We start from the raw sequence: 26,596 nt of genomic DNA on the forward strand, positions 1-26,596 counted from the left end.
GAGAGCGATTCGCGATGGCTCATGAGTCTGCGATGTCGGCGCGCAGACCTCAATGAGCACCTCCATGTCAAGGTGACCATTAAACAGATACAAGCTATTAATTTTAAAGGGAAACATAGCAAAATCTGCAACTGAAGGGTGTAGTTCGCAGTCCTCCCCAGCGAGAGCGCCAAGAAGGCATCCGAAGGCGTTCCCTTTGTCGCTGAGGACACCGGGGAAGTTTTCCCAGACGACAACGCAAGCGGGTTTTCGCTGGCCGGCGCGAACATAGTCAACTGCATCTGCAAGCTCCACGTATTTGATTGTGAGGGCGCCGCGCGAGTCGGCGAGGCCTTCGCGCATTCCGACCACGCTGAACGCCTGGCATGGGGGCCGCCGACGAGGATGTCCGGTGCGGCGATCTTGCCGGCCAGCACCTGGGCGCCGAGTTTGGTCATATCGCCGAGGTTCGGCGTATTCGGGTAGTGGTGGGCCAGTACCGCGCCGGGGAAGGCTTAGATCTCGGCGAACGAGGTCGCCCGCATGCCTAGCGGCTTCCATGCAAGTGTTGCCGCCTCGATGCCGGCGCAGACCGAGCCGTAAGTGATGGCCATATGTTGTATCCTTCGCCAAAAGGGAGGCGTGATGGAAATATTTGATAAATTCGAGCTAGACGCAAAGGGGTTAAGCTTTAGCGGCCATCGCTTAACCGATGATCCTAAGGTTGAAGCTCAATTCGGATCAAAAGAGCAGCCACTTTACGTATTCACTCAATCCGATACCGACTGGGCAACCGTTTCACCTTCAATTGCTGGTGTAGTGGTCGCAATAATTGTTGCTTGGCTCACAGTAAGAGTGCAGAAAAATCAGATTAAAGCGAACCTCAGTGGCTTTAGAAATCAATGGATGAGCGAGCTACGAACGTGCGGATCAGAATATCTGATGGCGATGCTTGATATGGCCGTAAAGACTGAAATGGATCCGAAGTTTTATAATTCAGGAGAGCACTTTCAGGCTTATCGGCAAGTAAATTCGTTAGGTTTAAAGTTTGAGTTGCTTCTCACAAGAGATGACGAAGATGCAACAAAAATTAGAAATTTAGATGAAGTGACTGCGCAAATGCTTTTTGCTATGAAGCTTGGCGATGACAGTCAGTCTGTGATTGATAATATTAATAAATTAAAGTCACTTCTTAGGGTTGAGCTTGAAGATGCATGGACTGACATTAAGAGAGATGTCGGTAAGACTAGATAAACATCGTCGAATATTTCTCCAGTCAGGCGCCACCCTCCGTGACTGGTGGTGGAAACTTGGTTTGGGTTGGGGTATTACGGGTGACCGGCATGGGGCCGGCTCAAGGAGGTAGCAGATGTTCGAACCATATGGTCAAGACGGTCCCACTAACGCCTTTCGGTATCGAAATGTCCCGGTCCGCTTTACTTATCTTTTAGATGCTGGCGCAGATCATGTGGCCCAGGTCGATATCGACGGGGTTCTTCCGGAAGACACGGAAGAAACAAGATTCCATCGTCTGCGCGGTCCTTGGAAAACACGAGAGGAAGCCTTGGCGGCTGCTCAAGATTGGGCAAAAACTTGGCTCGACATCGTGCTAGGGAAGGGTGCTAAAGAGGTGTAACTACCTCGTCGTCAGGCTCTGGCGGATCGTCGGCGAGCGACTTCATGCCTGCGGCCCGAATCATGCGCGACACCTTTTCAGTAACAACAAAAGGTGTCGTGACACACTTTAGCATTTTGGCCTAGGTTTCGAAGTCGGCTGCGATCAGGTTCCGCAGCAAGTTCTGATACACCTCCTGCTGGTTGTTGAAGCAGTGGGCGGCCATGACTCGCTTGAGGTCTGGCTTGAACACGCCGGCGACCTCAACCGTAAACTTCTCGACGCCCAATGCAGCGTTCTTCGCAGCTGCCTTCTCGCGCTTCTTGCGCTGCTTGATGGCTCCCGCTGTCAGTTCCAGCTCTTCGGCCATGGCCTACTTCTTAATCCCGCTGGCCAGCAAGTTGTCAACTGATGTATTTATCTTTCAACTCACACTGGCAGGAGGCTGACATGAGGTTGCAAAGCGGTGTGGATGCGCTAGCGGCTATCGAATAGGACGCTAAAAGCTATGCTGAAACGGATAGGGCTACCGGACGACGCAGCGAAGCTGGAGATGGCCGTGTTCCTTCGGAAGGTCATCGACCTAGCCGGCTACATGGCGTCGTGGCATCGAATCGTTGAGCCGCCGAGCTTTGCCTGAGCTGGCGCAACGCCGGTATTTGCGGTATTCGTGTTCGGCCCGGCATGGAGTCGGAAGAGGAGATTCAGATGGCGGATTCGCCTTGGGATATGTGGTCGGCTATCGGCACCTTGGCCGCCGTTGCTGTTGCCTTGGGCGTTTCTGGGCACGCGGCTTACGTAAGCCGACGGGCGGACAAGGATCGCGCCGAACTGGTCGCTGCTAGGATGCTGAGTCCGATCACGGCACTAGAGCAAAAAGCTTCTTACCTATTCGCCTGGTTTTGCTTCAATGACGAGGAGCCAGCTGACGGACATATGAATGCCCTGCGGGGCATACAAGAGCTTGATGTCATGGCCAACGCCATTTCGATCGACGATCTATATCCGTTACTACTTTTGAAAAGTCATGCCGCCAAAAGATCAGCGCGAGCGCTAGGGCTAATCCAAAGTTTTTCCGCCGATGCAGTTGCGACAATTTCACACCATTCGTGGAGCGATAGCGGGCGGCGAAAGGTTCACTATGAAAGGTGGGTCGTGATGCTTTCTGAGATTAAAGATCATCTTGCTATCGCCGCGCTGGCTTGTGAGTCGGCGGCCTCTACTGGCGCACCACGACCAACCGCAGAAGAAATACAAGGGTGACCGCCGCCCTCCGTGACCGGTCGTGGCAATTTGGTTTAAGGTATTGGTAATACGTTTATAAAAACCTATCAAGGAAATTGAATTGAATAAAATATCTGGTGTTGGATTCTTAATACTTATTGCTGTTCTAGCCATTTTGGGGCTGTACGGATGTTATTACTATTTTTTAGTTCAAGGATTTTCTGAAGCAAATCAGCAAGGGTTAGTTGGGGTGAGAGCGGGTACATTTGGTGATGCTTTCGGTACATTAAATGCGCTTTTTTCCGCGCTTGCCTGTTGTGGCGTCGTGGCAACACTTCTGCTGCAGAGGCGTGATCTGAAGCAGACACACGAAAAAGCAGACCGGCAGCAATTTGAATCTCATTTTTATAGCAGGCTATCTTTGCAGCAAAATATTGTGGATCGACTGGATTTGGTAAACAAAGAGTCGAAACAAACTGTAGCGACTGGTAGGGATTGCTTGAAGCAAATTTATAAAAGTATGTCGGAAAGATGTTTGGGTGACACGAAAAGGACTGATCAGAAGACCAAGATCGACTATTGGTATGACTGGGTCTGGGTTAATTTTCACAGTGATCTTGGCTTATATTTTAGATCCCTATATAGTCTTTTGAAGTTTTTATCTGAAAGTGAGTACCAGGATAAGGCGAAGTTGGGGGTTGTGATTAGGTCGCTGTTGTCCGATTATGAGTTGGCTATAATTCTTTATAATTGCATGAGCTCTCGGGAGAAAATTTCAAAAAATATGCAGAAGAGTACGCATTGTTTGATAATTTGGATATCAACATATTGATTGATCAAAAAGATTTGCTAAGAGTGTCTAGAGTTTCATTCGGAAAAAATAAAGTAGCTCTGGATGTATTTGATAGACATTGCCTTGATGAAAAAAACTCTCTTGGTTAAGTGCTAGAGAGTTGTAAGGAATAACGATTTCGTCACCCGCGTCTCGCTTAGCTTCGGCTAAGCTTTGATTCCGAAACTCAAGCGCCACATGTTCGCTAATCTCGATTTCGTGGCGCGACTTCAGAGCCTCAAGAGCGCTTTCAGGTCCAGGCGGGTCTACATACCGTAGACAACCCTCAATCACTGAAGCCTGCTCGGTATCTTCGTTCCAGGCCATGAGCACTTCCAGCTTCTGCCGCGTTCCGAGCCGGCGCCCGTGCCGCAGCTCCTTCTCGTCGAATTCCATCCGTTTCAGCGTGGCCTTCGTCGATCGCTCCTGCCCAATCTTGGCCATGGCCTACCTCTTCAATTCCACTGGCCGGCAAGTCCAGCCACGTCTGTCGGCGACGCGTGGCCGCCCGGTTTGTGGTTCGTTTCATCGAAATGCAGGCTTCAGCTTTGGGAGGTCGATCTTGTAATCCCGGACAATCCGGTCGGGCATGTTGTAACTGATCGCCAGTACCTTGCAGCACTGGCTCCGGTTCATGCTGCCAGCGATGCAATCCTTGATCTGTAGGACCAGTCGAGCCTCCAGTTCAGGCGTGGCCTTGTTCGGCACCGTGCCGATTTTCTGTCGAACCTGGAACTTGATGGCGTGCTTTGACGCGATCGCCTTGAGAGTGGCCAAGGCGATTCCTTATCGCTCGCAGGCGTTCAGCAAGTCGGCAGGGAACGGCCTGGTCGCAATGGTATTAAAAGGAGCTGCAAGATGGTCCCACGGCCGCGCAACAAGGCGAACAAGAGCCTCCCGCAGAATCTGTACTTCGATTTGCGGCGCTCGACCTATCGCTACCGCCGGCCTACTGACGGTAAGTTGTTCCAGTTCGGATTCGATCGAATCAAAGCGATCGATGCTGCGAAGTAGTTGAACCTGAAGTTCATGCGCGGCGCTGACCTGATCGGCGCCGTAATGGGCAGCACATCCGAATCGTTCGCCGGCTTCCTGGACACATACGAGCGCGAAGTAATGCCGCTGCGCGAACTGGCCAAGGGCACGCTCGGTGCTTTACGCCACCCACTTCCGCCGTTTCCGAAAGTAGTTCGAAGGCAAAGCCGTCGACCAGATCACTATCCGCATGATCGCCGAAATGGTGGACGCCCTCACGCCGCGCATTGCCAACCAGTGCCGCGCCCTGCTAATCGACATTTTCAACCACGCAGCGGCCAAAGGCCTTTGTCCGGTTAACCCGGCGGCCAGCAACATCAACCGAATTGATAAGAAGTAGCGCAAGCGGCGCACCATCAAAGGCCTGAAAGCCATTCGGGAAAAGTCGCCGGTCTGGTTGCAAAACGCGATCGATCTGGCGTTGATCACCGCACAGCGGCGCACCGACATTCTCAACATGCGATTCGACGGGGTTCGTGACGGGTTTCTGTATGTGGTGCAGCAGAAGACGGTCAAGGCCAGCGATGCAGCGTGGATCCGGTTCAAGGTGACCGAAGAACTCCAGGCCGTGATAAGCCGTCGCCGGGATGACATCGTTTCGCCTTACCTGATCACCGCCGGCCCGATCGCAAAAAGCAAAAGCAGGCGCAGGCGAAGGATCACTGGACGCAGATCGAAGAACGATATTTGACGCGACCCTTCAAAGAGGCTCGGGAAGCGGCGGGTTGTTACAAGGGATAGAAAGAAGAGGAAATGTCGGGCTTTCACGAAGTGCGTGCGCTATCGCTGCACTTGTACAAGAAGGCCGGAAAAGACGGTCAGAAGATCGCCGACCACGCCAGCGAAACCATGACCAAAAACTACCAGAAGAACCACGCCGAAATCGTCTGGTCAGAGGCAATTCCAGACCTGAATATCAGCGAAATCACCGGGTAGTTTTACGCAAGTTTTGCGCAGGAACAAAAAAGCCGATTCAGCTGATCGGCTTAACTGTCTAATTTTAATCAGGAATAATGGTCGGGACGGACTGATTCGAACACTCGACCCCTAGCACCCCATGCTAGTGCGCTAGCGGATTCAGATCATCGGCGGCAGCGAATCGAGAATCTTGTCCAGGGTAATCGGATACTCCCGCACTCGCGCCCCGGTGGCGTTGTAGATCGCATTCGCCACCGCCGCGCTGACCCCGCAGATGCCCAGTTCGCCCACGCCCTTGGCCTTCATCGGCGAAGAGATCGGGTCGGTTTCATCGAGGAAAATCACCTCCTGGTGCGGGATGTCGGCGTGTACCGGCACCTCGTAGCCGGCCAGATCATGGTTGACGAAAAAGCCCAGCCGTTTGTCCACCGCCAACTCTTCCATCAATGCCGCACCGACACCCATGGTCATCGCGCCGATCACCTGGCTGCGGGCGGATTTCGGGTTGAGAATCCGCCCGGCAGCGCAGACCGCGAGCATGCGCCGCACGCGCACTTCGCCGGTGGCGGCATCGACCGCGACTTCGACGAAATGCGCGCCGAAGGTCGATTGCTGATACTGCTTGGCGAGGTCGGCGAATTCGATGCTGTCCTCGGCTTCAACCGCACCGTTTTGCGCGGCGTTGCGCAACGGCACCTGTTTGTTGCCGAGCTGCACCTGGCCATCGGCGAACACTGCGTCACCTTCGGTCATGCCCAGTTTCGTCGTCACCGCTTCGCGCAGTTTCAGGCACGCGGCGTAGACCCCGGCGGTCGAGCAATTGGCGCCGAACTGGCCACCGGAGCCGGACGACACCGGAAAACTCGAATCCCCCAGATGCACCACCACATCATCCAGGCCCACGCCCATCATCTCGGCGGCAGTCTGGGCGATGATCGTGTAGCTGCCAGTGCCGATATCGGTCATGTCGGTTTCCACGGTGATCTTGCCGTCACGCTCCAGCCGAACTCTTGCGCCGGATTTCACCAGCAGATTGTTGCGAATCGCCGCCGCCACGCCCATGCCGATCAGCCAGCGACCTTCGCGGCGGGAGCCGGGCGTTGCATTGCGCTTGTCCCAGCCGAAGTGTTCGGCGCCGGTCTGCAGGCATTCGATCAGGCGCCGTTGGGAGAAGGGGCGCTCGGTTTTTACCGGGTCGACCTGGGTGTCGTTGAGGATGCGGAACTGGATCGGATCGAGTTTGAGCTTTTCCGCCATCTCGTCCATGGCAATCTCCAGCACCATCAACCCCGGGGTTTCGCCGGGGGCGCGCATGGCGTTGCCTTCCGGCAGATCCAGCGGTGCGAGGCGCATGCTCACCAGGCGGTTTTCCCCGGCATAGAGCAACTGGCTGGGCTGTGCGGCGACTTCAACCTTGCCCTCGGCCAGGTTACCCGACCAGCCTTCGTGGGCGATGGCGGTGAGTTTGCCGTCCGCCGTGGCGCCCATGCGAATGCGCTGGATGGTGGCCGGGCGGTGGGTGGTGTTGTTGGCGATTTGCGGGCGGGCGAGGGCGACTTTCACCGGGCGGTTGGCCAGGCGTGCGCCGAGTGCGGCGAGGATCGAGTCGGCGCGGATGAACAGCTTGCCGCCGAAACCGCCGCCGATGTAGGGCGAAATCAATCGCACTTTCTCTTTGGGCAGGCCGAGGGTGGTGGCGACGTCGCCGACACTCCAGGCGATCATCTGGTTCGAGGTCCACAGGGTCAGTTGATCGCCTTGCCACGCGGCGAGTGTCGCGTGGGGTTCCATCATCGCGTGGGACTGGTCCGGGGTGCTGTAGGTCTGGTCGAACTGCACCGGGGCATCGGCGAAAGCCGTGGTGAAATCGCCGTGTCTGACGTCCGGCAGTTCTTCCTTCGGCTCCTTGCCCTGATCGCGTACGGCGGCCAGATCGAACTGGCCTTTATCCGTCGCGTACTCGACGTGCACAAGCTGCGCGGCGGCGCGTGCCTGTTCGAAGGTTTCAGCGACCACCAGCGCCACTGCCTGGTGATAGTGCTGCACCTCGGGCCCGGCGAGCAGATGCGCGGCGTTGTATTTGCCCTTGCCGAGTTTGCCGGCATTGGCAGCGGTGACGATGGCCAGCACGCCAGGGGCGGCGTGGGCCTCGTCCAGATCCATGCGGGTGATGCGCCCCTTGGCGATGGCCGCACCGACCATGACGCCGTAAGCCTGATTTTTTGCCGCTTCGTGTTGTTCGTAAGCGTAAGGCGCCTGACCGCTGGTCTTCAGCGGGCCTTCAATGCGGTCGGTGGGTTTGCCGATGACCTTCAACTGGTCAATCGGATTGGTCGCGGCGGGCGTGTCGAATTTCATGCTTCGTCCCTCGCTTGGGCCAGCACCGAGGCGAGCGTGCGCTCCACCAGCGTTACCTTGAACTGGTTGTCATGGGTTGGCGTGGCGCCGTCGAGCAGACGTGCACTGACGGCTTTTGCGCCTTGGGGCAGCAGCGCTTCTGCGGCTTCGACACGCCAGGGTTTCGGGGCAACTCCACCGACGGCGATGCGGCCGCTGCCGTCCTTTTGCAGGATCAACCCGACAGACACCAGCGCAAACGCGTAGGACGAGCGATCCCGCACCTTGTGATAGACCTGGGTGCCGCCAACCGGGGCGGGCAGGGTAACGCCAGTGATCAATTCCCCGGGCGTGAGCGCGGTTTCGATGTGCGGTGTGCTGCCGGGCAACGCGTGGAAATCGGCCATGGCGATGCGCCGGGTGCTGCCATCGGGTTGGAGGGTTTCGATCTGCGCATCCAGCGCCCGCAGGGCAATCGCCATGTCGCTGGGGTGCGTGGCGATGCACGCGTCGCTGACACCGATGATCCCCAGTTGCCGGGTGACCCCGCCAATCGCCGCGCAGCCACTGCCGGGATTGCGTTTGTTGCAGGCCTGGTTGGTGTCGTAGAAATAAGGGCAGCGGGTGCGTTGCAGCAGATTGCCGGCGGTGGTTGCCATGTTGCGCAACTGCCCCGAGGCCCCGGCCAGCAAGGCCCGGGAGAGCAGGCCGTAGTCTTTGCGCACACGCGGGTCGGCGGCCAGGTCGGTGTTGCGTACCAGCGCGCCGATGCGCAAGCCGCCCTCGGGAATGGCTTCGATCTGGTCGAGCCCCAAGTGATTGACGTCGATCAGGTGCGGCGGCGTTTCGATGTCGAGTTTCATCAGGTCCAGCAGGTTGGTGCCGCCGGCGATGAACCGCGCGCCTGCCACCTGCGCCGCTTGTGCAGCGGCTGCGGCGGGGGAGTCGGCGCGACTGTAATTGAACGCTCTCATGCCGAGACCTCCGCGACTTCGCTGATGGCTTCGATGATGTTGGAGTAGGCGCCGCAACGGCAGATGTTGCCGCTCATGCGTTCCTGCAACTCGCTGGCGATCAGTTGCGGCGGCTCGGTCAGGCTTGGGCTGGCGTGGCTGGGAATGCCGTCGCGAATTTCCTTGAGCACCGCCACCGCCGAGCAGATCTGCCCCGGCGTGCAATAGCCGCACTGATAACCGTCATGCTTGATGAACGCGGCCTGCATCGGATGCAACCGGTCCGGCATGCCGAGACCTTCGATGGTGGTGACCTTGGCGCCGTCCTGCATCACCGCCAGGGTCAGGCACGAATTGATCCGCCGGCCATCGACGATCACCGTGCAGGCGCCGCACTGGCCGTGGTCGCAGCCTTTTTTGCTGCCGGTCAGGTGCAGGTGTTCGCGCAGAGCGTCGAGCAGCGTGGTGCGGGTATCGATATCAAGGGCCTGCGGCGTGCCGTTGACTTCAAGCGTCACTTTGCTCATGGCCGGTTGCTCCAGACTGGCCGCGTAGGCCTTGAGGCTGATGAAGGGCGGCAGTGCAAAGGCTGTCGCTGTCACGGCGCCGAGAATCAGGAACCGGCGTCGGGACATCCCCGATGGCGGATGATCGTTCATGGCTGGGCTTCCTCTGATCAGGTCGGCGGGTTGCAAATGACCCGCACGTGCACGCCGGCGTGGTTGCCAGTCTTGGTCTGTTCTAGGAGTGACCGCGAGGGAGAGGAAAAGGTTTTGTCGGATTTTTGTTCGGGCATCAGGCCCGCCACGTTGAGGCTAACGAGGCGATCAACGGTCATGGACCGTCAGTGAATCATCGGTGTTTTCCCCGGTCGAAACCGCGGCTGCGCGCATTGCGCTGACCACTTCCGTCGTCAAGACCTTGGTTTTAGGGAAATTCTGAATGATGCGTGCAACGAGCCTGTTGCTGACTGTTTCTGCCGCCGTACTGCTGGGCGGTTGTGTGGCGGACTTTGATGATGACTACCGCCATGGCCGGCATTACGACCGCGATCATGGCCGTTATTACGACCATGACCGGCGCTGGGATGATCGCGACTACGACCGTCGCGACGGGCGTCGCTATCATCGCGGCGATAACGACGACCAGTAATGAGCAAAAAAGGGGCGTTCCCTCACGGGAGCGCCCCTTGGCATTAAAAATGAGCGTTCGCCCGGACGCTGGATCGCGCAGGCACGGAGGCCTCGATGTCCAGCAAATGGGTGGCGAGTATGTCGCTCAGAAAACGGAACTGATCGTTGAGGCCCACCACTTCATTGCTGAAATAATTGCTCGCGGCGGGCATCAGCAGATCTTCGAAATCTTCGTTGAACACCAGCGCCTGTGTCTTCAGCGACACCACTTGCTGGTCGTAATAGTTGTTGCCGAAGACCGGGAAGCTCACGGCGAGGGTGACGGTACGACTCATGATGTGAACTCCTCGTGGTGTGTGTCTCGGATGGGTGAATCCTGCGCCGGACGCGTCTGATGCGGAAGGCAATCGTCGTAATGGTGATCATCGACGTCAGTGATGGTTGGAACAAAAGCTGAAATCCCGCGCCCGGATCGAGGATCGATACAACCGGACAAACGGCTGAAACCCGCACCTATACTCAAGTCGTTACCTCCAGATCTGACCCACCAAAGGACACCGCCACCGTGAACCTGCGTGCGCTGATCGTCGCCGCACTGATGTTGCTGGCCGGTTGCGCGAGTTCGGCGCGGGGCCCGGCGAGCGCGCCGGCGGTGGTGGTTTCGCCGGCCACCTGGCAGCAGATCGACCGGGATATCGTTGTGGCTTCCCGGCAGTCCACCGAACAGGTCAAGGCTTTTGCCCGCGGTTCGATGGAACATTGGCGCATTCGGGTCTACGAGCAAACTGAAGAAAAATTCATCCCGTGGTTCAGCAGCTACTGGACCCAGGAATGGCTGTCGATGAAAGTCAGCTGGTACACCCTCAGCGCCGGGGGCGAGCAGGACGCCTCATCCAAGCGCCTGGCTGCCTATTTGCTGGAGCAATATCAGGAGCGGGTGCTGGTGCCCGTGGCTCAGGAGATCGACCCGGACGCGATCCTCGCCCAGTCCACCGCGTTCTACGCGCAACTGATGGCGCAGCAGATGCCGGTCATCGCCCAGCGCTACGGCGTACCCGTCGCCCAGCTCAACGGGCACTTGCAGAAAATCCCCGCCATCGCCCTCGGGCCGCCGCCGGCCGGGATGCCTCGCTGTATCAGGTTGTCAGCACGGAGCCGCTGAACACCTTGCCGGCCTATGCCGCGCTGATCGACAAGATCCACACCGAAGGCGGGGCCAAGGGCATCGCCTCGACCGATGCCGGCATGGCCCCGGTGGCCAAGCGTGCCAGCCAGCGCATGGAGGCGGAGATGGCACCCCGGGGCGCGGCCAGCGCGGTTGCGGCGGCGGCCGGCAAACTCGTCGGCGGGGTGATCTCGGTAGGCGTGGCGGGCATCCGTGCCATCCTTCAGGCCAATGATCGCCCGGACAGCGAAGCGCTGATCCGCAGCAGCTTGGGCAACACGTTCGACAAGGCCTGGCTGAAACTGGTGCAAAACCCGACGACCGGCGTAATGGCCGGTACGCTGCACATGGCGGCGCAGGTCGAAGGCAATCTCGGGGGAGCAGAGGAACCGTCGGTCGGGTTGGGCGCCACACCTGTCGAATGGCGCCCGCCTGAGTCGACTACTCAGCAGATCGACCCCTAAACCCGCAGGAGAACGACCATGGCTTACATCGATGTTTTTGTCGCACCCGTTCCGAACGCCAATCGCGAACAGTACAAAAAACACTGCGAAATCGCCGAGAAACTGTTCAAGGAATACGGCGCCCTGGAGGTGGTTCAAGGCTGGGGTGATGACGTGCCGGACGGCAAGGTCACCTCATTCCCGATGGCGGTGAAACTCAAGGAAGGCGAAACCGTGTCGGCCGGCTGGCTGGTCTGGCCGGACAAGGCCACCCGCGACGCTGGCATGGGCAAAATGATGGAAGATCCGCGCATGCAGCCGGACGTCAATCCGATGCCTTTCGATGGGCAGCGGATGATCTTTGGTGGCTTCAAGTATCTAGTGGAACTTTGAATACTATGCACATAGCCTAAACGTTAATAGCGAAATAGCCTTAAAAACTGTCATTTTCCACAGGTGTTAGTTGAGTGTGGATATCGCAGGATTCGACTTCATCTCACTGATGGAGCAATGATCATGTCGTTTTCACAGAGTTCGTTTGCGAACGTTGCTGTTGGCACTTCTATTATTGTTAGAGATGCCTCCAGAGGGTCCCATACCGGCACGCTCAAAAGTGTAAGTGAAACAGGTATCACGATTGACTGGGTTACTTATGGCAAAGATAAGACCTTTGCTTACGCTGACATCCTTAGCGTTGATTTAAATCTCCAAGGAGGAGTACCCGAGCATGCCTTGAGGGCGGATGGCACTCTTAAAAGTAAGGATAAATCTCAAAGAGATTAGAGCGATTTCCGTAATTGTAATAACCGGATCACTCCGCCGACGGGGTGATCCGGCAGCCTTTGCGGTTGCGAATCTGCTCGTCCGTCGGCCGCTCGCGCACGAATTCGAAACGCGGTTCTCCCTCGCTGTAATGCACCAGCCAGCCCCATTCCAGTTCCTTCTCATCCTGTCCGGGATTCGGCGGTCGGGCCCACCAGGGTTCTTTGCTGAGGATCTCGCGCATGACGTCCTCCGGTTGATGGCAATCGTTGAACTATAACCCCCATGCCGGGAGTCGCCAGAAACGGGCGTGTAGAATCCAGGGATCTCGACGAACGAAGGAGCGTGGCCATGACGGACGAAACACGCGGGGATCAACCGTTCAAGCGGCTGTTCTTTGCCCTGGACTGCCCGCCGGCACAGCGCAAGGCGATTGCCCAATGGCGCAGCGAACTGGGTTTGCGCACCGGCAAACCGGTGCCGGCGGACAACTTTCATCTGACGTTGCTGTTTCTCGGTGCGGTGCCGTTGGCGCAGATCGGTGAAGTCTGTGAGGCAGCGTCCAAAGTGCGCACGCCGGGTGAGGCGCTGAAAATTTCGCTGGATCGCTTGCAGGTCTGGCGGCGCGCCGGGGTGTTGGCGCTGGCGCCGGAGCAGGCACCTGCGGGTTTGTTGCGGCTGGTTTACGGACTGGAGCAGGCGATGCTGCCGTTCGGTTTTGAAGAGGCGACGCGTGAGTATCGTCCGCACCTGACGCTGGCCCGGGACTATCGCGCGCCGGAGCCGGAATCCGCCACGCCGCCGGAGTTCTTCCTGCGGGCCGAACGCTTTGCGCTGTTCGAATCCCACAAGGGCCGTTATCGAATTATTCAGGATTGGCCGCTGACCTGAGCCCACAAAAAAAGGCGCCCGAGGGCGCCTGAATTCACCTGAACCGAGGGAGGCCAGGTGAGGCCGTTCAGAGCGAGGGTGCAGCGGTGGTAAGGCGCTGCGTGAACGGGAAATCGATGTGTGTTTACTTGCCGAGTTTTACGCGGGTCCAGCCCCGGGTCATGATCCGTTGCGTGGCAATCGGCTGATCCGGCACCGCGTACAGCGTGGCCATCACTTCCTGCGACGGGTACGAGCCCGGGTCGTTGCGGATCGCTTCGTCCACCAGTGGCGTGGCGGCGGCGTTGGCGTTGCTGTAGCCGTTGCTGTTGGTGATCTCGGCGATGATGTCCGGACGCATCAGGAAGTCCATGAAAAGGTAAGCGTTCTCGACGTTCGCCGCATCGCGGGGGATGGCGACCATGTCGTAGAAGCTGCCGGCACCTTCCTTCGGAATGCTGTAGTCGATCACCACGTTGTTGCCCGATTCCACCGCGCGGGCCTTGGCCTGCAGCACGTCACCGGAGTAACCGACCGCCACGCAGATGTTGCCGTTGGCCAGGTCCGAGATGTATTTCGACGAATGGAAGTACGCCACGTTCGGGCGAATCTTCATGAACAGCGCTTCGGCTTCCTTGATGTGCGCGGTGTCCTTGTCGTTCACCGGATAGCCCAGATAGTGCAGGGCCGCCGGGATCATTTCGGTCGGCGAGTCGAGGAAACTGATGCCGCAAGCCTTGAGCTTTTCGGCGTTCTCCGGTTTGAACAACAGGTCCCAGGAATTGGTCGGCGCGTTCTTGCCGAGCACTTCCTTGACCTTGGCCGGGTTGAAACCGATGCCGATCGAGCCCCACATGTACGGGAACGCATGGGCGTTGCCCGGATCACTGGCGGAGGCGTTTTTCAGCAGCACCGGGTTGAGATTCTTCCAGTTCGGCAGCTTCGATTTGTCCAGGGTCTGGTAGACCCCGGCCTTGATCTGCTTGGCCAGGAAACTGTTGGACGGCACCACGATGTCGTAGCCTGACTTGCCCGCGAGCAGACGCGCTTCGAGGGTTTCATTGCTGTCGAACACATCGTAGGTCACGCGGATGCCGGTCTCGTCTTCGAACTTCTTGACGGTGTCCGGGGCGATGTAGTCCGACCAGTTGTAAACGCGCAGCACCTTGTCGTTGGCCTGGGCGCCCGTGGCGATTACGCCCAATAAGGACAGTGTCAGCAGAGTCCTGCCAAACATTTTCATCGGTACAACTCCATTCTTTTTATTCAAAAGCTTTATTCAAAAACACAAAGCGGAATTTCAGTGAATCGGTGGCGAGGGAGAGCCTCCCTCGCCACCCGGTACTCAGGCTGTCGCTGCCACTCGTTGAGGTTGCGGTTGCTGCCACGATTCGTTGGCGGTCTGATCCATCGCTTCCTGAATCGCCCGCTTGCGGTTGGCTTCTGCCTTGCGGCCGAAGTACCAGACGAGGAAGGTCACCAGCGACACCGCCAGCAGAATCAGGCTGGCCACGGCGTTGATCTCGGGCTTCACGCCCAGACGCACGGCCGAGAACACTTCCATCGGCAGGGTGGTGGAACCAGGCCCCGACACGAAGCTCGCCAGCACCAGATCGTCCAGCGACAGGGCGAACGACATCATGCCGCCCGCTGCCAGCGACGGCGCGATCATCGGGATGGTGATCAGGAAAAACACCTTGAACGGTTTCGCGCCCAGATCCATCGCCGCTTCTTCGATCGACAGGTCCAGCTCACGCAAGCGGGCGGAGACTACCACCGCCACATAAGCGGCACAAAACGTGGTGTGGGCGATCCAGATCGTGACGATGCCACGCTCCTGCGGCCAGCCGATCAGTTGCGCCATCGCCACGAACAGCAGCAACAGCGACAGACCGGTAATTACCTCAGGCATCACCAGCGGCGCGGTCACCAGACCACCGAACAATGTACGACCCTTGAAGCGCGTCACGCGGGTCAGCACGAACGCGGCGAGGGTGCCCAGCGCTACCGCCGCGACGGCGGTGTAGCAGGCGATTTCCAGCGAGCGCACCACCGAGCCCATCAGTTGCGTGTTGTCGAGCAGGCCGACGTACCACTTCACCGACCAGCCGCCCCAGACCGTCACCAGTTTGGAGGCGTTGAACGAGTAGATCACCAGAATCAGCATCGGCAGATAGATGAACATCAGGCCGAAGATCAGCATGAACTTTGAAAATCCGAAGCGTTTCATCCCCGTCCCTCCATCTCTTTGGCCTGGCTGCGGTTGAACAGCAGGATCGGCACAATCAGGATCAACAGCATCACCACCGCCAGGGCGGACGCCACCGGCCAGTCGCGGTTATTGAAGAACTCTTGCCACAGCACGCGACCGATCATCAGGGTCTCCGGGCCACCCAACAGTTCCGGAATCACGAACTCGCCCACCACCGGAATGAACACCAGCATGCAGCCGGCGATGATGCCGTTCTTGGCCAGCGGCACGGTGATTTTCCAGAAGTTGTTGAAGTTGCTCGAGCCCAGATCCTGCGCGGCTTCCAGCAGGCTGCCGTCGTGCTTCACCAGGTTGGCGTAGAGCGGCAGCACCATGAATGGCAGATAGGCGTACACCACGCCGATATACACGGCGGTGTTGGTGTTGAGGATCTCGATCGGGTGATCGGTGAGCCCGGTCCACATCAGGAATGCGTTGAGTAAACCGTTGTTGCTGAGGATGCCCATCCACGCGTAAACGCGGATCAGGATTGCGGTCCAGGTCGGCATCATGATCAACAGCAGCAGGACGTTTTGCGCTTCCTTGCTGGCCTTGGTGATCGCGTAAGCCATCGGGAAACCGATCACCAGGCACATCATCGTGCTCAGTGCCGCGACCTTCAGCGAACCGAGGTAGGCCGACAGGTACAGCTCGTCTTCGCCGAGCATGGTGTAGTTGCCGATGTTCAGGAACAGCTGGAATTTCTGTTCGGCGTAGGTGTAGATCTCCGAGTACGGCGGGATCGACAGCGCGGCTTCCGAGAAGCTGATCTTCATCACCAGAAAGAACGGCAGCATGAAGAACAGGAACAGCCAGATGAACGGGATGCCGATGACGAACTTTCGCCCGCTGGGCACCAGGCGCAGGAATTGCTGATTGAAGGTTCTCATGAGCGCAGTACCACGCCGCTGTCGTCTTCCCACCAGACGTAGACCTTGTCGTCCCAGGTCGGCCGCGCGCCACGGCGTTCGGCGTTGGCCATGAACGACTGGACGATCTTGCCGCTCGGCAATTCGACGTAGAACACCGAGTGGCCGCCGAGGTAGGCGATGTCATGCACCTTGCCTTCGGACCAGTTGTAGCGGGTCTCCGGCTTGATCGTGCTGACCAGCATTTTTTCCGGGCGGATCGCGTAGGTGATCGACTTGTCCTGCACCGACGTGCTGACGCCATGACCGACGTAGATCTTTTGCTGCAAGTCCGGGCTGTGAATGATCGCGTGACCTTCGAGGTCCTCGACCACGGTGCCGTCGAAGGCGTTCACGTTGCCGATGAATTCGCAGACCATGCGGCTGACCGGTGCTTCATAGATGTCGACCGGGCTGCCGATCTGGGCGATCCAGCCCAGGTGCATGATCGCGATGCGCTCGGCCATGGTCATGGCCTCTTCCTGGTCGTGGGTCACCATCACGCAGGTCACGCCGACGCGCTCGATGATTTCCACCAGTTCCAGCTGCATCTGCGAACGCAGCTTTTTTATCCAGTGCGCCCATCGGTTCGTCGAGCAGCAACAGCTTCGGACGCTTGGCCAGGGAGCGGGCGAGGGCCACGCGCTGACGCTGGCCGCCGGACAGTTGATGCGGGCGGCGCTTGGCGTATTGGGTCATGTGTACGAGGCGCAGCATCTCCTCGACGCGGGCGTCGATTTCGCTGGCCGGCAAACGGTCCTGCTTGAGGCCGAAGGCGATGTTCTGCGCGACCGTCATGTGCGGGAACAGGGCGTAGGACTGGAACATCATGTTGATCGGCCGCTCGTATGGCGGCATGTCGGTGATGTCGACACCGTCGAGCAGAATGCGTCCTTCAGTCGGCCGCTCGAAACCGGCGAGCATGCGCAGCAGGGTCGATTTGCCCGAGCCGGAGCCGCCGAGCAGGGCGAAGATTTCGCCCTGATGGATCTCCAGGGACACATCGTCCACAGCGGTGGTTTCGTCGAACTTCTTGGTGACTCGATCGACTTTCACCAGAACCTTTTTCGGTTGCTGATGACCTTCAAGAGCCTTCCTGTAAGTGCTGGAGGCGTTTGCCATGTGAAACTCCCAACAGGTTTCAGTCGCCGGGCCAACGCGGCCTGGCTTAAGAGTGGATTGCAGACCCGCACCGTGCGGGTTGTTCGGCGCCGCCGTCCTGGCTGCCGGGTGGTGCTTTTTGTTTTCGCGGTGTGTTGCTGATCGCGGATGACGGATGCGCAAACGCGCAGCCGCCGAGCCCCGCGGGGGCAGTAAATGGTTTTGCAATCGTTGGGTGGCGTCAGCGCTGGTTGCGTCGCGCCGCACGCTGGCGGCAGGCCTCGCCGAACGCCTGGAAAATCCGCAGGTAGTTCGGGTTGTCCAGCACCTGCCATTCGGGGTGCCATTGCACGCCGAGGGCAAAGGTCGGGCTGTGCTCCACCGAGACCGCCTCGATCAGGCCGTCCGGCGCCACGGCTTCGGCGCGCAGGCCGGGAGCGAGGTGGTCGATGCCCTGACTGTGAATCGAGTTGACCTGGAATTCACCCGGCAGCTCCAGCGCTTCGAACACGCCACCGGGCAGTACCGACACGGCATGAGCCGGGGCGTACTGCACGGCGACATCCGGGCTGTCGGCTTCGCGGTGATCGAGCATGCCCGGCAGCTCATGCACCTTCTGGTGCAGGCTGCCGCCGAACGCCACGTTCATTTCCTGGAAACCCCGGCAGATGCCGAGTACCGGAACGCCCGCCGCGATGGCTGCACGCAATAGAGGAAGGGTAGTGGCATCCCGCGCCGGATCGTGATCCGTGCCGGGAGCGCTGGCCGGGCCCTGATAGTGGAAGGGTTCCACGTTGGACGGCGAGCCGGTCAGCAACAGACCGTCGAGCTGACCCAGCAGGTCTTCGATTTCAGTCAGTTTGCCAAGGGAAGGAATGACGACGGGCAACCCCAGCGCCGCAACGCTGACAGCGCGAACGTACTTGTCGCCGCTGATGTGATAGGGGTGCAGGCCAATCTGTTTGACGCACGCAGTAACGCCGATCAATGGCTTGAATGCCATTTTTATTCACCTCGAAGTTTGACACTTGAACGAGCTTTTCCGGAGCTTAGCCTCGTTGATTTTAATTAACAACTCCCATGTAAAAAATTCTAAACGCCGTTCATCAAATCGTCATCAAGACCGGGGCTCTGGCGCCTGTGTTGGCACGAGAGTGTTAAAAAAAGCCCGAAAAATAAACGCTGAACGGCCAGGTGTTCGCTATTGACTTCACTTTGCCGTTCGGGTTGACTGGCTCCGCGAAACAGCAGTGAACATAATAATTAACAGCTAAATAGGTGCATCATGTCGGTCCCTCTGCGTGCCGTTCAACTCAACGAAGCAAACGCATTCCTTAAGAAACATCCTGAGGTTTTGTACGTCGACCTTCTGATTGCAGACATGAACGGTGTGGTGCGCGGCAAGCGCATCGAGCGCACCAGTCTTCATAAGGTGTACGAAAAAGGCATCAACCTGCCGGCCTCGCTTTTCGCCCTCGACATCAATGGCTCCACGGTGGAAAGCACCGGTCTGGGCCTGGACATCGGCGACGCCGACCGTATCTGCTACCCGATCCCCGGCACCCTGAGCATCGAACCCTGGCAGAAGCGTCCGACCGCTCAACTGCTGATGACCATGCACGAACTGGAAGGCGAGCCGTTCTTCGCCGACCCCCGTGAAGTGCTGGCCAACGTGGTGCGCAAATTCGACGACCTGGGCCTGACCATCTGCGCCGCGTTCGAACTCGAGTTCTACCTGATCGACCAGGACAACGTGAACGGCCGTCCGCAATCGCCCCGTTCGCCGGTGTCGGGCAAGCGTCCAGTATCGACTCAGGTTTATCTGATCGACGATCTCGACGAATACGTCGACTGTCTGCAAGACATCCTCGAAGGCGCGAAAGAGCAGGGCATCCCGGCCGACGCCATCGTCAAGGAAAGCGCCCCGGCGCAGTTCGAAGTCAACCTGCACCATGTTTCCGATCCTGTTAAAGCGTGCGACTACGCCGTCCTGCTCAAGCGTCTGGTGAAGAACATCGCCTACGACCACGAAATGGACACCACCTTCATGGCCAAGCCGTATCCGGGCCAGGCGGGCAACGGTCTGCACGTGCACATTTCGATTCTGGACAAGGAAGGCAACAACATCTTCGCCAGCGAGGATCCCGAGCAGAACGCCGCGCTGCGCCACGCGATCGGCGGTGTGCTGGAGACCCTGCCTGCGCAAATGGCCTTCCTGTGTCCGAACGTCAACTCGTACCGTCGCTTCGGCGCGCAGTTCTACGTGCCGAACTCGCCGAGCTGGGGCATCGACAACCGCACCGTGGCCGTCCGCGTGCCGACCGGTTCGGCAGACGCCGTGCGCATCGAACACCGTGTCGCCGGCGCCGACGCCAACCCGTACCTGCTGATGGCTTCCGTTCTGGCCGGTATTCACCACGGCCTGACCAACCAGATCGAACCGGGCGCCCCGGTCGAAGGCAACAGCTACGAGCAGAACGAACAGAGCCTGCCGAACAACCTGCGTGACGCCCTGCGTGAGCTGGACGACAGCGAAGTCATGGCCCGTTACATCGACCCGATGTACATCGACGTGTTCGTCGCGTGCAAGGAAAGCGAGCTGGCCGAGTTCGAAAACTCGATCTCTGACCTTGAGTACAACTGGTATCTGCATACTGTGTGATTTTGAAAAGCCCCTCACCCTAACCCTCTCCCAAAGGGAGAGGGACTGACCGGGGGATGCTCGGAAAATCCGCCGACCTGAACGATTTTTACCGAATCCATATTCGACTCGGTCGTTCAGGTCGGTGCATCTCCCGAGACACTTCGGTCGGTCCCCTCTACCTCCGGGAGAGGGCTAGGGTGAGGGCAGCCATCTCAAGCCAAACACAGACCCAGACACCCCCAAATTCCCCCGCGTCGAGCCACCACCATGACAACGACCCGCAACGACTGGGAACAACGCTTCCAGTCCCTGACCCTCGAATCCCGCGCCTTCATCAACGGCGAATACCGCCCGGCGATCAGCGGCGACACCTTCGAATGCCTGAGCCCCGTCGACGGCCGTTTCCTGGCCTCCGTCGCCAGCACCGATGAAGCCGACGCCAACCTCGCCGTCGAAGTCGCGCGCCAATCCTTCAACTCCGGCGTGTGGGCCAACAAGGCCCCGGCCGAGCGCAAGCGCATCCTGATCCGCTTCGCCGACCTGATCCTGCAACACCGGGAAGAACTGGCGCTGCTCGAAACCCTCGACATGGGCAAACCGATCAGCGACTCGATGAGCATCGACATCCCGGCGACCGCCAACGCGATCCGCTGGAGCGCCGAGGCCATCGACAAGATCTACGACGAAGTCGCCGCCACCCCGCACGACCAGCTCGGTCTGGTCACTCGCGAACCAGCGGGCGTAGTCGCGGCCATCGTGCCGTGGAACTTCCCGCTGATCATGGCCAGCTGGAAATTCGCCCCGGCGCTGGCGGCGGGTAACTCGTTCATTCTCAAGCCTTCGGAAAAATCCCCACTGACCGCGATCCGCATTGCGCAGCTCGCACTGGATGCGGGCATTCCGAAAGGCGTGTTCAACGTCCTGCCAGGCTTCGGCCACACCGTCGGCAAGGCGCTGGCGCTGCACATGGACGTCGATGTGCTGGCCTTCACCGGCTCCACGGCGATTGCCAAGCAACTGATGATTTATGCCGGCCAAAGCAACATGAAACGCGTCTGGCTCGAAGCAGGGGGCAAGAGCCCGAACGTGGTGTTTGCCGACGCACCGGACTTGCGCGCGGCAGCACAAGCGGCGGCCGGCGCCATTGCGTTCAACCAGGGCGAAGTCTGCACCGCCGGCTCGCGCCTGCTGGTGGAACGTTCGATCCGCGAACAATTCATCCCGCTGCTGGTGGAAGCGCTGCAAGCGTGGAAACCGGGTCATGCCCTCGATCCGGCGACCACCGTCGGTGCCGTGGTCGATCAGCGTCAACTGGACAATGTGCTGCGCTACATCAGCATCGGTCGGGAGCAGGGCGCCGAGCTGATCGCCGGCGGCCAGCGCACCCTCGAGGAAACCGGTGGCACTTACATCGAGCCGACGATTTTCGACGGTGTGACCAACGCGATGACCATCGCCAAGGAAGAAATCTTTGGCCCGGTGCTGTCGCTGATCACCTTCGACACCGTTGAAGAAGCGCTGCAGATCGCCAACGACAGCATCTTCGGCCTCGCCGCCGGGGTCTGGACCAGCAACCTGAGCAAGGCCCACACCTTCACCCGTGGCCTGCGCGCCGGCAGCGTGTGGGTCAACCAGTACGACGGCGGCGACATGACCGCGCCGTTCGGTGGCTTCAAACAGTCGGGCAACGGTCGCGACAAATCGCTGCACGCATTCGACAAGTACACCGAGCTGAAAGCGACCTGGATCAAGCTCTGACTCTTTTACAGCGGTGGTCGCCTGCAACCGGCGACCCTCGGAGAACAAAAAAATGAAACAACAACACGTGAACAGCTACTACGCCGCCACCCGTAACGAAGTGATCGATTTCCCGGTCCTCGAAGAGTCGGTGGAGTGCGATGTCTGCATCATCGGCGCCGGCTACACCGGCCTGTCTTCGGCGCTGTTCCTGAGCGAAGCCGGCTACAAGGTGACGGTGCTGGAAGCGGCGAAAGTCGGCTACGGCGCCAGCGGTCGCAACGGCGGTCAACTGGTCAACTCCTACAGCCGCGACGTCGACGTGATCGAAGAGCGCTACGGCGACAAGACCGCGGAAATCCTCGGCAGCATGATCTTCGAAGGCGCCGACATCATCCGTTCGCGCATCAAGGAATACGACATCAAGTGCGACTACCGCCCGGGCGGCATTTTCGCGGCGATGAACAACAAGCAGCTCAAGGGCCTCGCCGAACAAAAACGCAGCTGGGAACGTTACGGCAATAAAAACCTGAAGATGCTCGACGCTGCGGACATCCGCCGCGAAGTCGGCTCCGACGCCTACGTCGGCGGTCTGCTGGACATGCAGGGCGGCCACATTCATCCGCTGAACCTGGCCCTCGGCGAAGCTGCGGCCATCGTGCGTCTGGGCGGCAAGATCTACGAGCAATCCGCTGCGGTGGAAATCAAGTACGGCGAGCCCAACGTCGTGCGCACCGCCAAAGGCCAGGTCCGCGCCAAGTACATGCTGATCGCCGGCAACGCCTACCTGCCGCAAGGTCTCGACAACCGTGTGACCGCCAAGAGCATGCCGTGCGGCTCGCAGATCTGCGTCACCGAACCGCTGACCGAAAAGCAGGCCCGCAGCCTGATCACCAACAACTATTGCGTCGAAGACTGCAACTACCTGCTCGACTACTACCGCCTCACCGCCGACAACCGTCTGCTCTACGGCGGCGGCGTGGTCTACGGCGCCCGTGAACCGGACGACATCGAAACCCTGATCCGCCCGAAGATCCTCAAGACCTTCCCGCAGCTCAAGGACGTGAAAATCGACTACCGCTGGACCGGCAACTTCCTGCTGACCATGTCCCGCATGCCGCAATTCGGCCGCATCGAGAAAAACGCCTACTACATGCAGGGCTACAGCGGCCACGGCGTCACGTGCTCGCACCTGGCCGGCAAACTGATCTCGGAGATGATCCGTGGCGACGCCGAACGCTTCGACGCCTTCGCCTCGCTGCCACACATGCCGATGATCGGCGGCCGTACCTTCTCGGCCCCGCTGACCGCCCTCGGCGCGGTGTATTACTCGCTGCGCGACCGTTTCGGCATCTGATTTACCTCGCCGGCGACGCCCCCAAAAAGGGCGCTGCCGGCTTTTTCATGTGCCGTCCATCGAACCTGCTGAGCAACACCGACAAACGTGATTTAATAGCCGCCTTTCACGGTTCCGGGACACGGGAGCAACGTGATCCGCGCGCCTTGCGCGGCACCCGCCACCCACCCCCATTACCCTTAAGTCGTTCTCACATAAGGCTGTCATGGATACGGGTTCTCGACTCAAACTAGTACGCGAAAGCTACAAACTCTCCCAGCGTGAGCTGGCCCGGCGTAGCGGCGTGACCAATGCCACCATCTCCCTGATCGAACAGAATCGTGTCAGTCCTTCCGTCAGCTCACTGAAAAAGCTGCTCGAAGGCATCCCGATGTCCCTGGCCGACTTCTTCACCTTCGACCAGCCCCCCGCGAACACCAATACGTCTTCCGCGCCAACGAACAACCCGACCTCGGCCGCCACGGCCTGCGCCTGCTGCTCATCGGCGCCTCGGTCCCCAGCCGCCAGATGCGCCTGCTGCGTGAGCAATACGCACCGGGCGCGAGTTCCGGGGAAGAGCCGATCGTTCACGCGGAGGGTGAAGAGTGTGGGTTGGTGACGCGCGGCACCGTGGAGTTGACGGTGGATGGGCAGGTGAGCGTGTTGAGTGCGGGGGACGGGTATTACTTCCCGACGACGCTGCCGCATAAGTTCCGGAATATCGGGGCGGATGAGGCTGAGATTATTAGTGCGAATACGCCGGCGAATTTTTGACGCAGCAATGCGATGTAATCTTTATTGTTTTCTAAATAAATGAAGCAACCATGCCTTGTGTAACAAAGCATGGTTGTTTGGTTTTCAACGGCGCCAGATCAGCGCTAGTGTCTGTTTGAACGTGCTACTGGCCCTATTGCAACTCTGCCATGGTAGGTGCTTTAGGTGGTGTGTTTTGCTCTCGATAAAATCCGCCCGTTTGGATGCCGTTTAGTTTAGCGGTCCATGTTTGGAAGGATGGGCTACCGTTGACGTGGTCCGAGGTCCATTCCCAGTTTCCGACCGAGGTCGTTACCTTGAGCACGGTCTCGTCCTGACCATCGGAGAAAAAATGATAGTCTCCACTGACTTTTTCCCATTGGTTGGTCTGACTGTTATTGAAATAGCCGCTAAATTTACCCTTTGACTCATTTTGAGTATCGATCACCAAGCGATAGATGTTTCCGTCGCCGCCATCGTAATTACCTCTAATGTCGTTTGCCATTTTTCCTGCCCTCTTTCGGTCGATTAGGAGACGCAAGATCTCCAGTTCTGGGAGAGTAGGGGGGTTGTCTTCTCGATGAACCTGTTAGAAGTTACAGTTTTTATACTGTTTTATTATTGACTCTATATTCCGGCGCTTGCCACGCTTTTAGCGCATAGCAAATTTCGTGCTCTAGTGATCGCATACCGGATGTTGCAAATTTACGGAACATCAAATTTTCGCTTCTCAATCACCCTAAACAGATCACTCACGTCCTGCACGATGATTCTGGCAATGGTGGTAACGGTGTTGATGTCCTGTTCGGCGTGATCTGGTAGTCGGATGCAGGCCATGAGGTCAAGGTATTTGAGGACTGCGCTGAGGCGTTCGCTGACGCAGGCGTGAAGATCGCTCAGTGTGGCGTTGGCATCGATGAACAGGACGGGATGGTCAGTGGCGGGGTGGAACATCGGGACGTAGTTGCACTGCGGTGACTTACTTGTCATGGGTAAAAATCCTTAGCTCAGAAAGTTAATTACCACCATTCGCTGCGAAACGAGTTGGGTGGCAGTTATGCGCGGGTTCGCAGACCGAGGAGCTAAGACCCGGCAGACCCGAAGGTCTCCCACGCACAACCGCCATGAAAATGAAGCACAGGCAAGTTGCCGGGCCGCATTGTGCCGGGTGTGGACTTAGCTCGCTAGGGCTGCGAAACCCTATCGCCAATTTCGCTCGGCGACAGACCCACTCTAGGCACCGATTCCCACCGTCGCAATCAGCTTGTAGGACTCAAAATTACTACTTCTGGCCAGAGAGTTCGCTCCGGCTCGGCGGCGCAGCCGGCGTAAATCAAGGGCTGTGGAGTAACAGGGGAAAATGACTCGCCGGGTTTGTAACCACTTCGCAGCCCCACAAGAACAAGCTCCCTCACCACGCGGAGTAATTTCCTACGGCGTTTTCAGATCAAAAAATCATCACACATCCCCCGCCCAGGAACTTTCCCCAAAACCGATGTCAATTTGATGGCGTGTCGCGACGCTCATTCATCGGCTCAAGCAGTGCCAGGCTGGTTCCTGGTCAACCATGGAAGTGTGTGATGAGACTATTACTCGCAATGTTGTTGATGTTGAGCGGCTACAGCTTTGCCAGTTGCGGCAACATTGATGACCACGATCAGCGTGCCTATTGCAATGCAAGGGAGAGCGGCAGCAGTTGCGGCAACATCGATAATCACGATCTGCGGGCGGCGTGTAATGCGGAGATGGGCGGCAGTTCCTGCGGCAACATTGACGACCATGACCAGCGCGCCTACTGCAACGCCAAAAAGAGCGGCAGCAGTTGCGGCAACATCGATGATCATGACCTGCGTGCACGGTGCAACGCAGAGCAGGGTGGCAGTTCCTGCGGCAATATCGATGACCACGACCAGCGTGCCTACTGCAATGCCACGACGGGCGGCAGTAGTTGCGGGAATATCGACAACCATGATTTGCGCGCGCGGTGTGAGGCGATGAAACGCTGATCCATCGGCCTGATTCCAAACGCAAACAGGGATACCCAACGGTGTCCCTTTTTTATGGGCGACTGAAATGGACCTTCCGGACCACCCAGTCAACCTTTTCACTTGCCACAACCCGGCTCATCGCCAAAGGTTTCCCCCATCGGCACCACGTCGTAGACTGCGAAACAAGTTGTAACGCCTCTCCCACGGACGGAACCGCGCATGATTCAGATCGGCCATCGCAACAACGCCCCCACGCCGCAGCACAAGACCCAGGACATCTACATCTTCAGCATCGACCTGTCCCGCCCGGCGACGCCGTTCTGTTTCGAGCAATCGATTGGCGGCGGGCATGTCGAGCAGGGTGGTGCGCGGTGGCTGGCGCTGGATGAGCTGGATGGCTGGCCCGGGGAGTGGCGCGAGCATTTGAAGAAGGCCAATTGCGCCTGGGTGGCCGAGTTGCTGGATGCGCATCCGGGGAGAGTCAGGCTGATCTGGTTTCGCTGATTCTCCAGCGCTACGCCGAGCCGGCGCAGCCGACCGGGCGTTTGCGGGCGATCGGGCGCTGGTTCAAGCGTCATTTCTATATTGGCGGCCGGTACGGCGTCTGACCCG

Annotated in this window: 26 protein-coding genes and 6 pseudogenes; 16 read left to right on the top strand and 16 right to left on the bottom strand. The window is 58.6% G+C overall.

The features are described 5' to 3' along the window. Positions 1 to 135: 135 nt before the first annotated feature. Positions 136 to 593, bottom strand: a pseudogene (locus R1A29_RS10195) (DNA cytosine methyltransferase); the annotation flags it as partial. A gap of 31 nt (positions 594 to 624) precedes the next feature. Between R1A29_RS10195 and R1A29_RS10200 the strand changes: the two are divergent. Together R1A29_RS10200 and R1A29_RS10205 are read left to right on the top strand one after the other, a co-directional pair. After that, on the top strand, positions 625 to 1,233 hold the full coding sequence (locus R1A29_RS10200) for a hypothetical protein (protein WP_438301353.1): 609 nt from the start codon (positions 625 to 627) through the stop codon (positions 1,231 to 1,233). 115 nt (positions 1,234 to 1,348) lie between these two features. Further along, a complete protein-coding gene (locus R1A29_RS10205; protein ID WP_438301354.1) occupies positions 1,349 to 1,615 on the top strand; it encodes a hypothetical protein in 267 nt (88 codons plus the stop codon). Between the two features lie 121 nt (positions 1,616 to 1,736). Here the strand turns inward: R1A29_RS10205 and R1A29_RS10210 are convergent, their stop codons facing one another. Then, positions 1,737 to 1,964 carry a hypothetical protein gene (locus tag R1A29_RS10210; protein ID WP_438301355.1) on the bottom strand — a complete coding sequence of 76 codons (228 nt, stop codon included), beginning with the start codon at positions 1,962 to 1,964 and terminating at the stop codon, positions 1,737 to 1,739. 338 nt (positions 1,965 to 2,302) lie between these two features. Here R1A29_RS10210 and R1A29_RS10215 point away from each other — a divergent pair, with 338 nt between their 5' ends. Both R1A29_RS10215 and R1A29_RS10220 read left to right on the top strand, forming a co-directional pair. Then, positions 2,303 to 2,857, top strand: a complete 555-nt coding sequence (locus tag R1A29_RS10215; protein ID WP_438301356.1) for a hypothetical protein — start codon at positions 2,303 to 2,305, stop codon at positions 2,855 to 2,857. Between the two features lie 82 nt (positions 2,858 to 2,939). Further along, a complete protein-coding gene (locus R1A29_RS10220; RefSeq protein WP_438301357.1) occupies positions 2,940 to 3,650 on the top strand; it encodes a putative phage abortive infection protein in 711 nt (236 codons plus the stop codon). A 27-nt stretch (positions 3,651 to 3,677) separates the two neighbouring features. Here R1A29_RS10220 and R1A29_RS10225 read toward each other — a convergent pair whose 3' ends face one another. Together R1A29_RS10225 and R1A29_RS10230 are read right to left on the bottom strand one after the other, a co-directional pair. After that, complete coding sequence (locus R1A29_RS10225) at positions 3,678 to 4,094, bottom strand: hypothetical protein (protein WP_438301358.1); 417 nt, start codon at positions 4,092 to 4,094, stop codon at positions 3,678 to 3,680. Positions 4,095 to 4,175: 81 nt separating this feature from the next. Beyond that, on the bottom strand, positions 4,176 to 4,427 hold the full coding sequence (locus tag R1A29_RS10230; protein WP_438301359.1) for a hypothetical protein: 252 nt from the start codon (positions 4,425 to 4,427) through the stop codon (positions 4,176 to 4,178). A gap of 81 nt (positions 4,428 to 4,508) precedes the next feature. Here R1A29_RS10230 and R1A29_RS10235 point away from each other — a divergent pair. Beyond that, positions 4,509 to 5,621 (top strand): annotated as a pseudogene (locus R1A29_RS10235) (tyrosine-type recombinase/integrase). Between the two features lie 141 nt (positions 5,622 to 5,762). Here R1A29_RS10235 and paoC read toward each other — a convergent pair. From paoC to paoA, 3 genes are read right to left on the bottom strand one after another with little or no spacing between them, the layout of a single operon-like run. Next, a complete protein-coding gene (gene paoC / locus R1A29_RS10240; protein WP_438301360.1) occupies positions 5,763 to 7,961 on the bottom strand; it encodes an aldehyde oxidoreductase molybdenum-binding subunit PaoC in 2,199 nt (732 codons plus the stop codon). After that, a complete protein-coding gene (locus R1A29_RS10245; RefSeq protein WP_438301361.1) occupies positions 7,958 to 8,914 on the bottom strand; it encodes an FAD binding domain-containing protein in 957 nt (318 codons plus the stop codon). Before R1A29_RS10245 ends, paoC begins: the two co-directional genes overlap by 4 nt. Next, complete coding sequence (paoA, locus tag R1A29_RS10250) at positions 8,911 to 9,552, bottom strand: aldehyde dehydrogenase iron-sulfur subunit PaoA (protein WP_423205357.1); 642 nt, start codon at positions 9,550 to 9,552, stop codon at positions 8,911 to 8,913. The genes R1A29_RS10245 and paoA overlap by 4 nt, the downstream gene beginning before the upstream one ends. 283 nt (positions 9,553 to 9,835) lie before the next feature. Between paoA and R1A29_RS10255 the strand changes: the two genes are divergently transcribed. Then, a complete protein-coding gene (locus tag R1A29_RS10255) occupies positions 9,836 to 10,045 on the top strand; it encodes a hypothetical protein (RefSeq protein WP_085708661.1) in 210 nt (69 codons plus the stop codon). Between the two features lie 43 nt (positions 10,046 to 10,088). On the opposite strand, the gene R1A29_RS10260 is transcribed toward R1A29_RS10255, so the two are convergent. Then, positions 10,089 to 10,361: a hypothetical protein gene (locus R1A29_RS10260; protein WP_438301362.1), complete on the bottom strand. Its 273-nt coding sequence runs from the start codon at positions 10,359 to 10,361 to the stop codon at positions 10,089 to 10,091. 230 nt (positions 10,362 to 10,591) lie between these two features. Between R1A29_RS10260 and R1A29_RS10265 the strand changes: the two are divergent. The 3 genes and pseudogenes from R1A29_RS10265 to R1A29_RS10275 all read left to right on the top strand — a co-directional run bounded on the left by R1A29_RS10265 (position 10,592) and on the right by R1A29_RS10275 (position 12,417). Next, positions 10,592 to 11,655 (top strand): annotated as a pseudogene (locus tag R1A29_RS10265) (hypothetical protein). Positions 11,656 to 11,673: 18 nt separating this feature from the next. Further along, the gene (locus R1A29_RS10270) at positions 11,674 to 12,027 is read left to right on the top strand and encodes a DUF1428 domain-containing protein (protein WP_438301364.1); all 354 of its coding nucleotides are present in this window, start codon (positions 11,674 to 11,676) and stop codon (positions 12,025 to 12,027) included. Positions 12,028 to 12,150: 123 nt separating this feature from the next. Continuing rightward, the gene (locus R1A29_RS10275) at positions 12,151 to 12,417 is read left to right on the top strand and encodes a hypothetical protein (RefSeq protein WP_438301366.1); all 267 of its coding nucleotides are present in this window, start codon (positions 12,151 to 12,153) and stop codon (positions 12,415 to 12,417) included. Positions 12,418 to 12,445: 28 nt separating this feature from the next. On the opposite strand, the gene R1A29_RS10280 is transcribed toward R1A29_RS10275, so the two are convergent. Continuing rightward, a complete protein-coding gene (locus R1A29_RS10280) occupies positions 12,446 to 12,640 on the bottom strand; it encodes a hypothetical protein (RefSeq protein ID WP_438301367.1) in 195 nt (64 codons plus the stop codon). A 107-nt stretch (positions 12,641 to 12,747) separates the two neighbouring features. Here R1A29_RS10280 and thpR point away from each other — a divergent pair, with 107 nt between their 5' ends. Beyond that, positions 12,748 to 13,287 (top strand): RNA 2',3'-cyclic phosphodiesterase, encoded by a 540-nt coding sequence (gene thpR, locus R1A29_RS10285; RefSeq protein WP_438301369.1) that lies wholly within the window; start codon positions 12,748 to 12,750, stop codon positions 13,285 to 13,287. Between the two features lie 124 nt (positions 13,288 to 13,411). Here the strand turns inward: thpR and R1A29_RS10290 are convergent, their stop codons facing one another. From R1A29_RS10290 to R1A29_RS10310, 5 genes and pseudogenes are all read right to left on the bottom strand, one after another. After that, entirely contained in the window at positions 13,412 to 14,509 is a 1,098-nt protein-coding gene (locus tag R1A29_RS10290; protein ID WP_438301371.1) for a polyamine ABC transporter substrate-binding protein, read from the bottom strand. A gap of 102 nt (positions 14,510 to 14,611) precedes the next feature. Then, entirely contained in the window at positions 14,612 to 15,496 is an 885-nt protein-coding gene (locus tag R1A29_RS10295; protein ID WP_085708655.1) for an ABC transporter permease subunit, read from the bottom strand. Then, positions 15,493 to 16,374 carry an ABC transporter permease subunit gene (locus R1A29_RS10300; RefSeq protein ID WP_371321054.1) on the bottom strand — a complete coding sequence of 294 codons (882 nt, stop codon included), beginning with the start codon at positions 16,372 to 16,374 and terminating at the stop codon, positions 15,493 to 15,495. The genes R1A29_RS10295 and R1A29_RS10300 overlap by 4 nt, the downstream gene beginning before the upstream one ends. Before the next feature lie 29 nt (positions 16,375 to 16,403). Further along, a pseudogene (potA, locus tag R1A29_RS10305) lies at positions 16,404 to 17,547 on the bottom strand (polyamine ABC transporter ATP-binding protein). 220 nt (positions 17,548 to 17,767) lie between these two features. Continuing rightward, positions 17,768 to 18,529 (bottom strand): gamma-glutamyl-gamma-aminobutyrate hydrolase family protein, encoded by a 762-nt coding sequence (locus tag R1A29_RS10310; protein ID WP_438301372.1) that lies wholly within the window; start codon positions 18,527 to 18,529, stop codon positions 17,768 to 17,770. Between the two features lie 282 nt (positions 18,530 to 18,811). Here R1A29_RS10310 and R1A29_RS10315 point away from each other — a divergent pair, with 282 nt between their 5' ends. From R1A29_RS10315 to R1A29_RS10330, 4 genes and pseudogenes are all read left to right on the top strand, one after another. After that, positions 18,812 to 20,188 (top strand): glutamine synthetase family protein, encoded by a 1,377-nt coding sequence (locus R1A29_RS10315; RefSeq protein ID WP_438301373.1) that lies wholly within the window; start codon positions 18,812 to 18,814, stop codon positions 20,186 to 20,188. Positions 20,189 to 20,437: 249 nt separating this feature from the next. After that, positions 20,438 to 21,928 carry an aldehyde dehydrogenase gene (locus tag R1A29_RS10320; protein WP_438301374.1) on the top strand — a complete coding sequence of 497 codons (1,491 nt, stop codon included), beginning with the start codon at positions 20,438 to 20,440 and terminating at the stop codon, positions 21,926 to 21,928. A 52-nt stretch (positions 21,929 to 21,980) separates the two neighbouring features. Next, a complete protein-coding gene (locus tag R1A29_RS10325) occupies positions 21,981 to 23,264 on the top strand; it encodes an NAD(P)/FAD-dependent oxidoreductase (RefSeq protein WP_438301375.1) in 1,284 nt (427 codons plus the stop codon). Positions 23,265 to 23,469: 205 nt separating this feature from the next. After that, a pseudogene (locus R1A29_RS10330) lies at positions 23,470 to 24,017 on the top strand (cupin domain-containing protein). Positions 24,018 to 24,150: 133 nt separating this feature from the next. Here R1A29_RS10330 and R1A29_RS10335 read toward each other — a convergent pair. Continuing rightward, complete coding sequence (locus tag R1A29_RS10335; protein ID WP_438301376.1) at positions 24,151 to 24,501, bottom strand: hypothetical protein; 351 nt, start codon at positions 24,499 to 24,501, stop codon at positions 24,151 to 24,153. 200 nt (positions 24,502 to 24,701) lie between these two features. Then, a complete protein-coding gene (locus tag R1A29_RS10340; RefSeq protein ID WP_438301377.1) occupies positions 24,702 to 24,986 on the bottom strand; it encodes a fructose-bisphosphate aldolase in 285 nt (94 codons plus the stop codon). A gap of 590 nt (positions 24,987 to 25,576) precedes the next feature. On the opposite strand from R1A29_RS10340, the gene R1A29_RS10345 reads away from it, so the two are divergent. Together R1A29_RS10345 and R1A29_RS10350 are read left to right on the top strand one after the other, a co-directional pair. Further along, on the top strand, positions 25,577 to 26,002 hold the full coding sequence (locus R1A29_RS10345) for a hypothetical protein (RefSeq protein WP_248738941.1): 426 nt from the start codon (positions 25,577 to 25,579) through the stop codon (positions 26,000 to 26,002). 201 nt (positions 26,003 to 26,203) lie between these two features. Then, positions 26,204 to 26,592: pseudogene (locus tag R1A29_RS10350) on the top strand (hypothetical protein). Positions 26,593 to 26,596: the final 4 nt, after the last annotated feature.

The sequence above is a fragment of the Pseudomonas sp. NMS19W genome, assembly GCF_051554255.1.
Taxonomy (GTDB): domain Bacteria; phylum Pseudomonadota; class Gammaproteobacteria; order Pseudomonadales; family Pseudomonadaceae; genus Aquipseudomonas; species Aquipseudomonas kribbensis.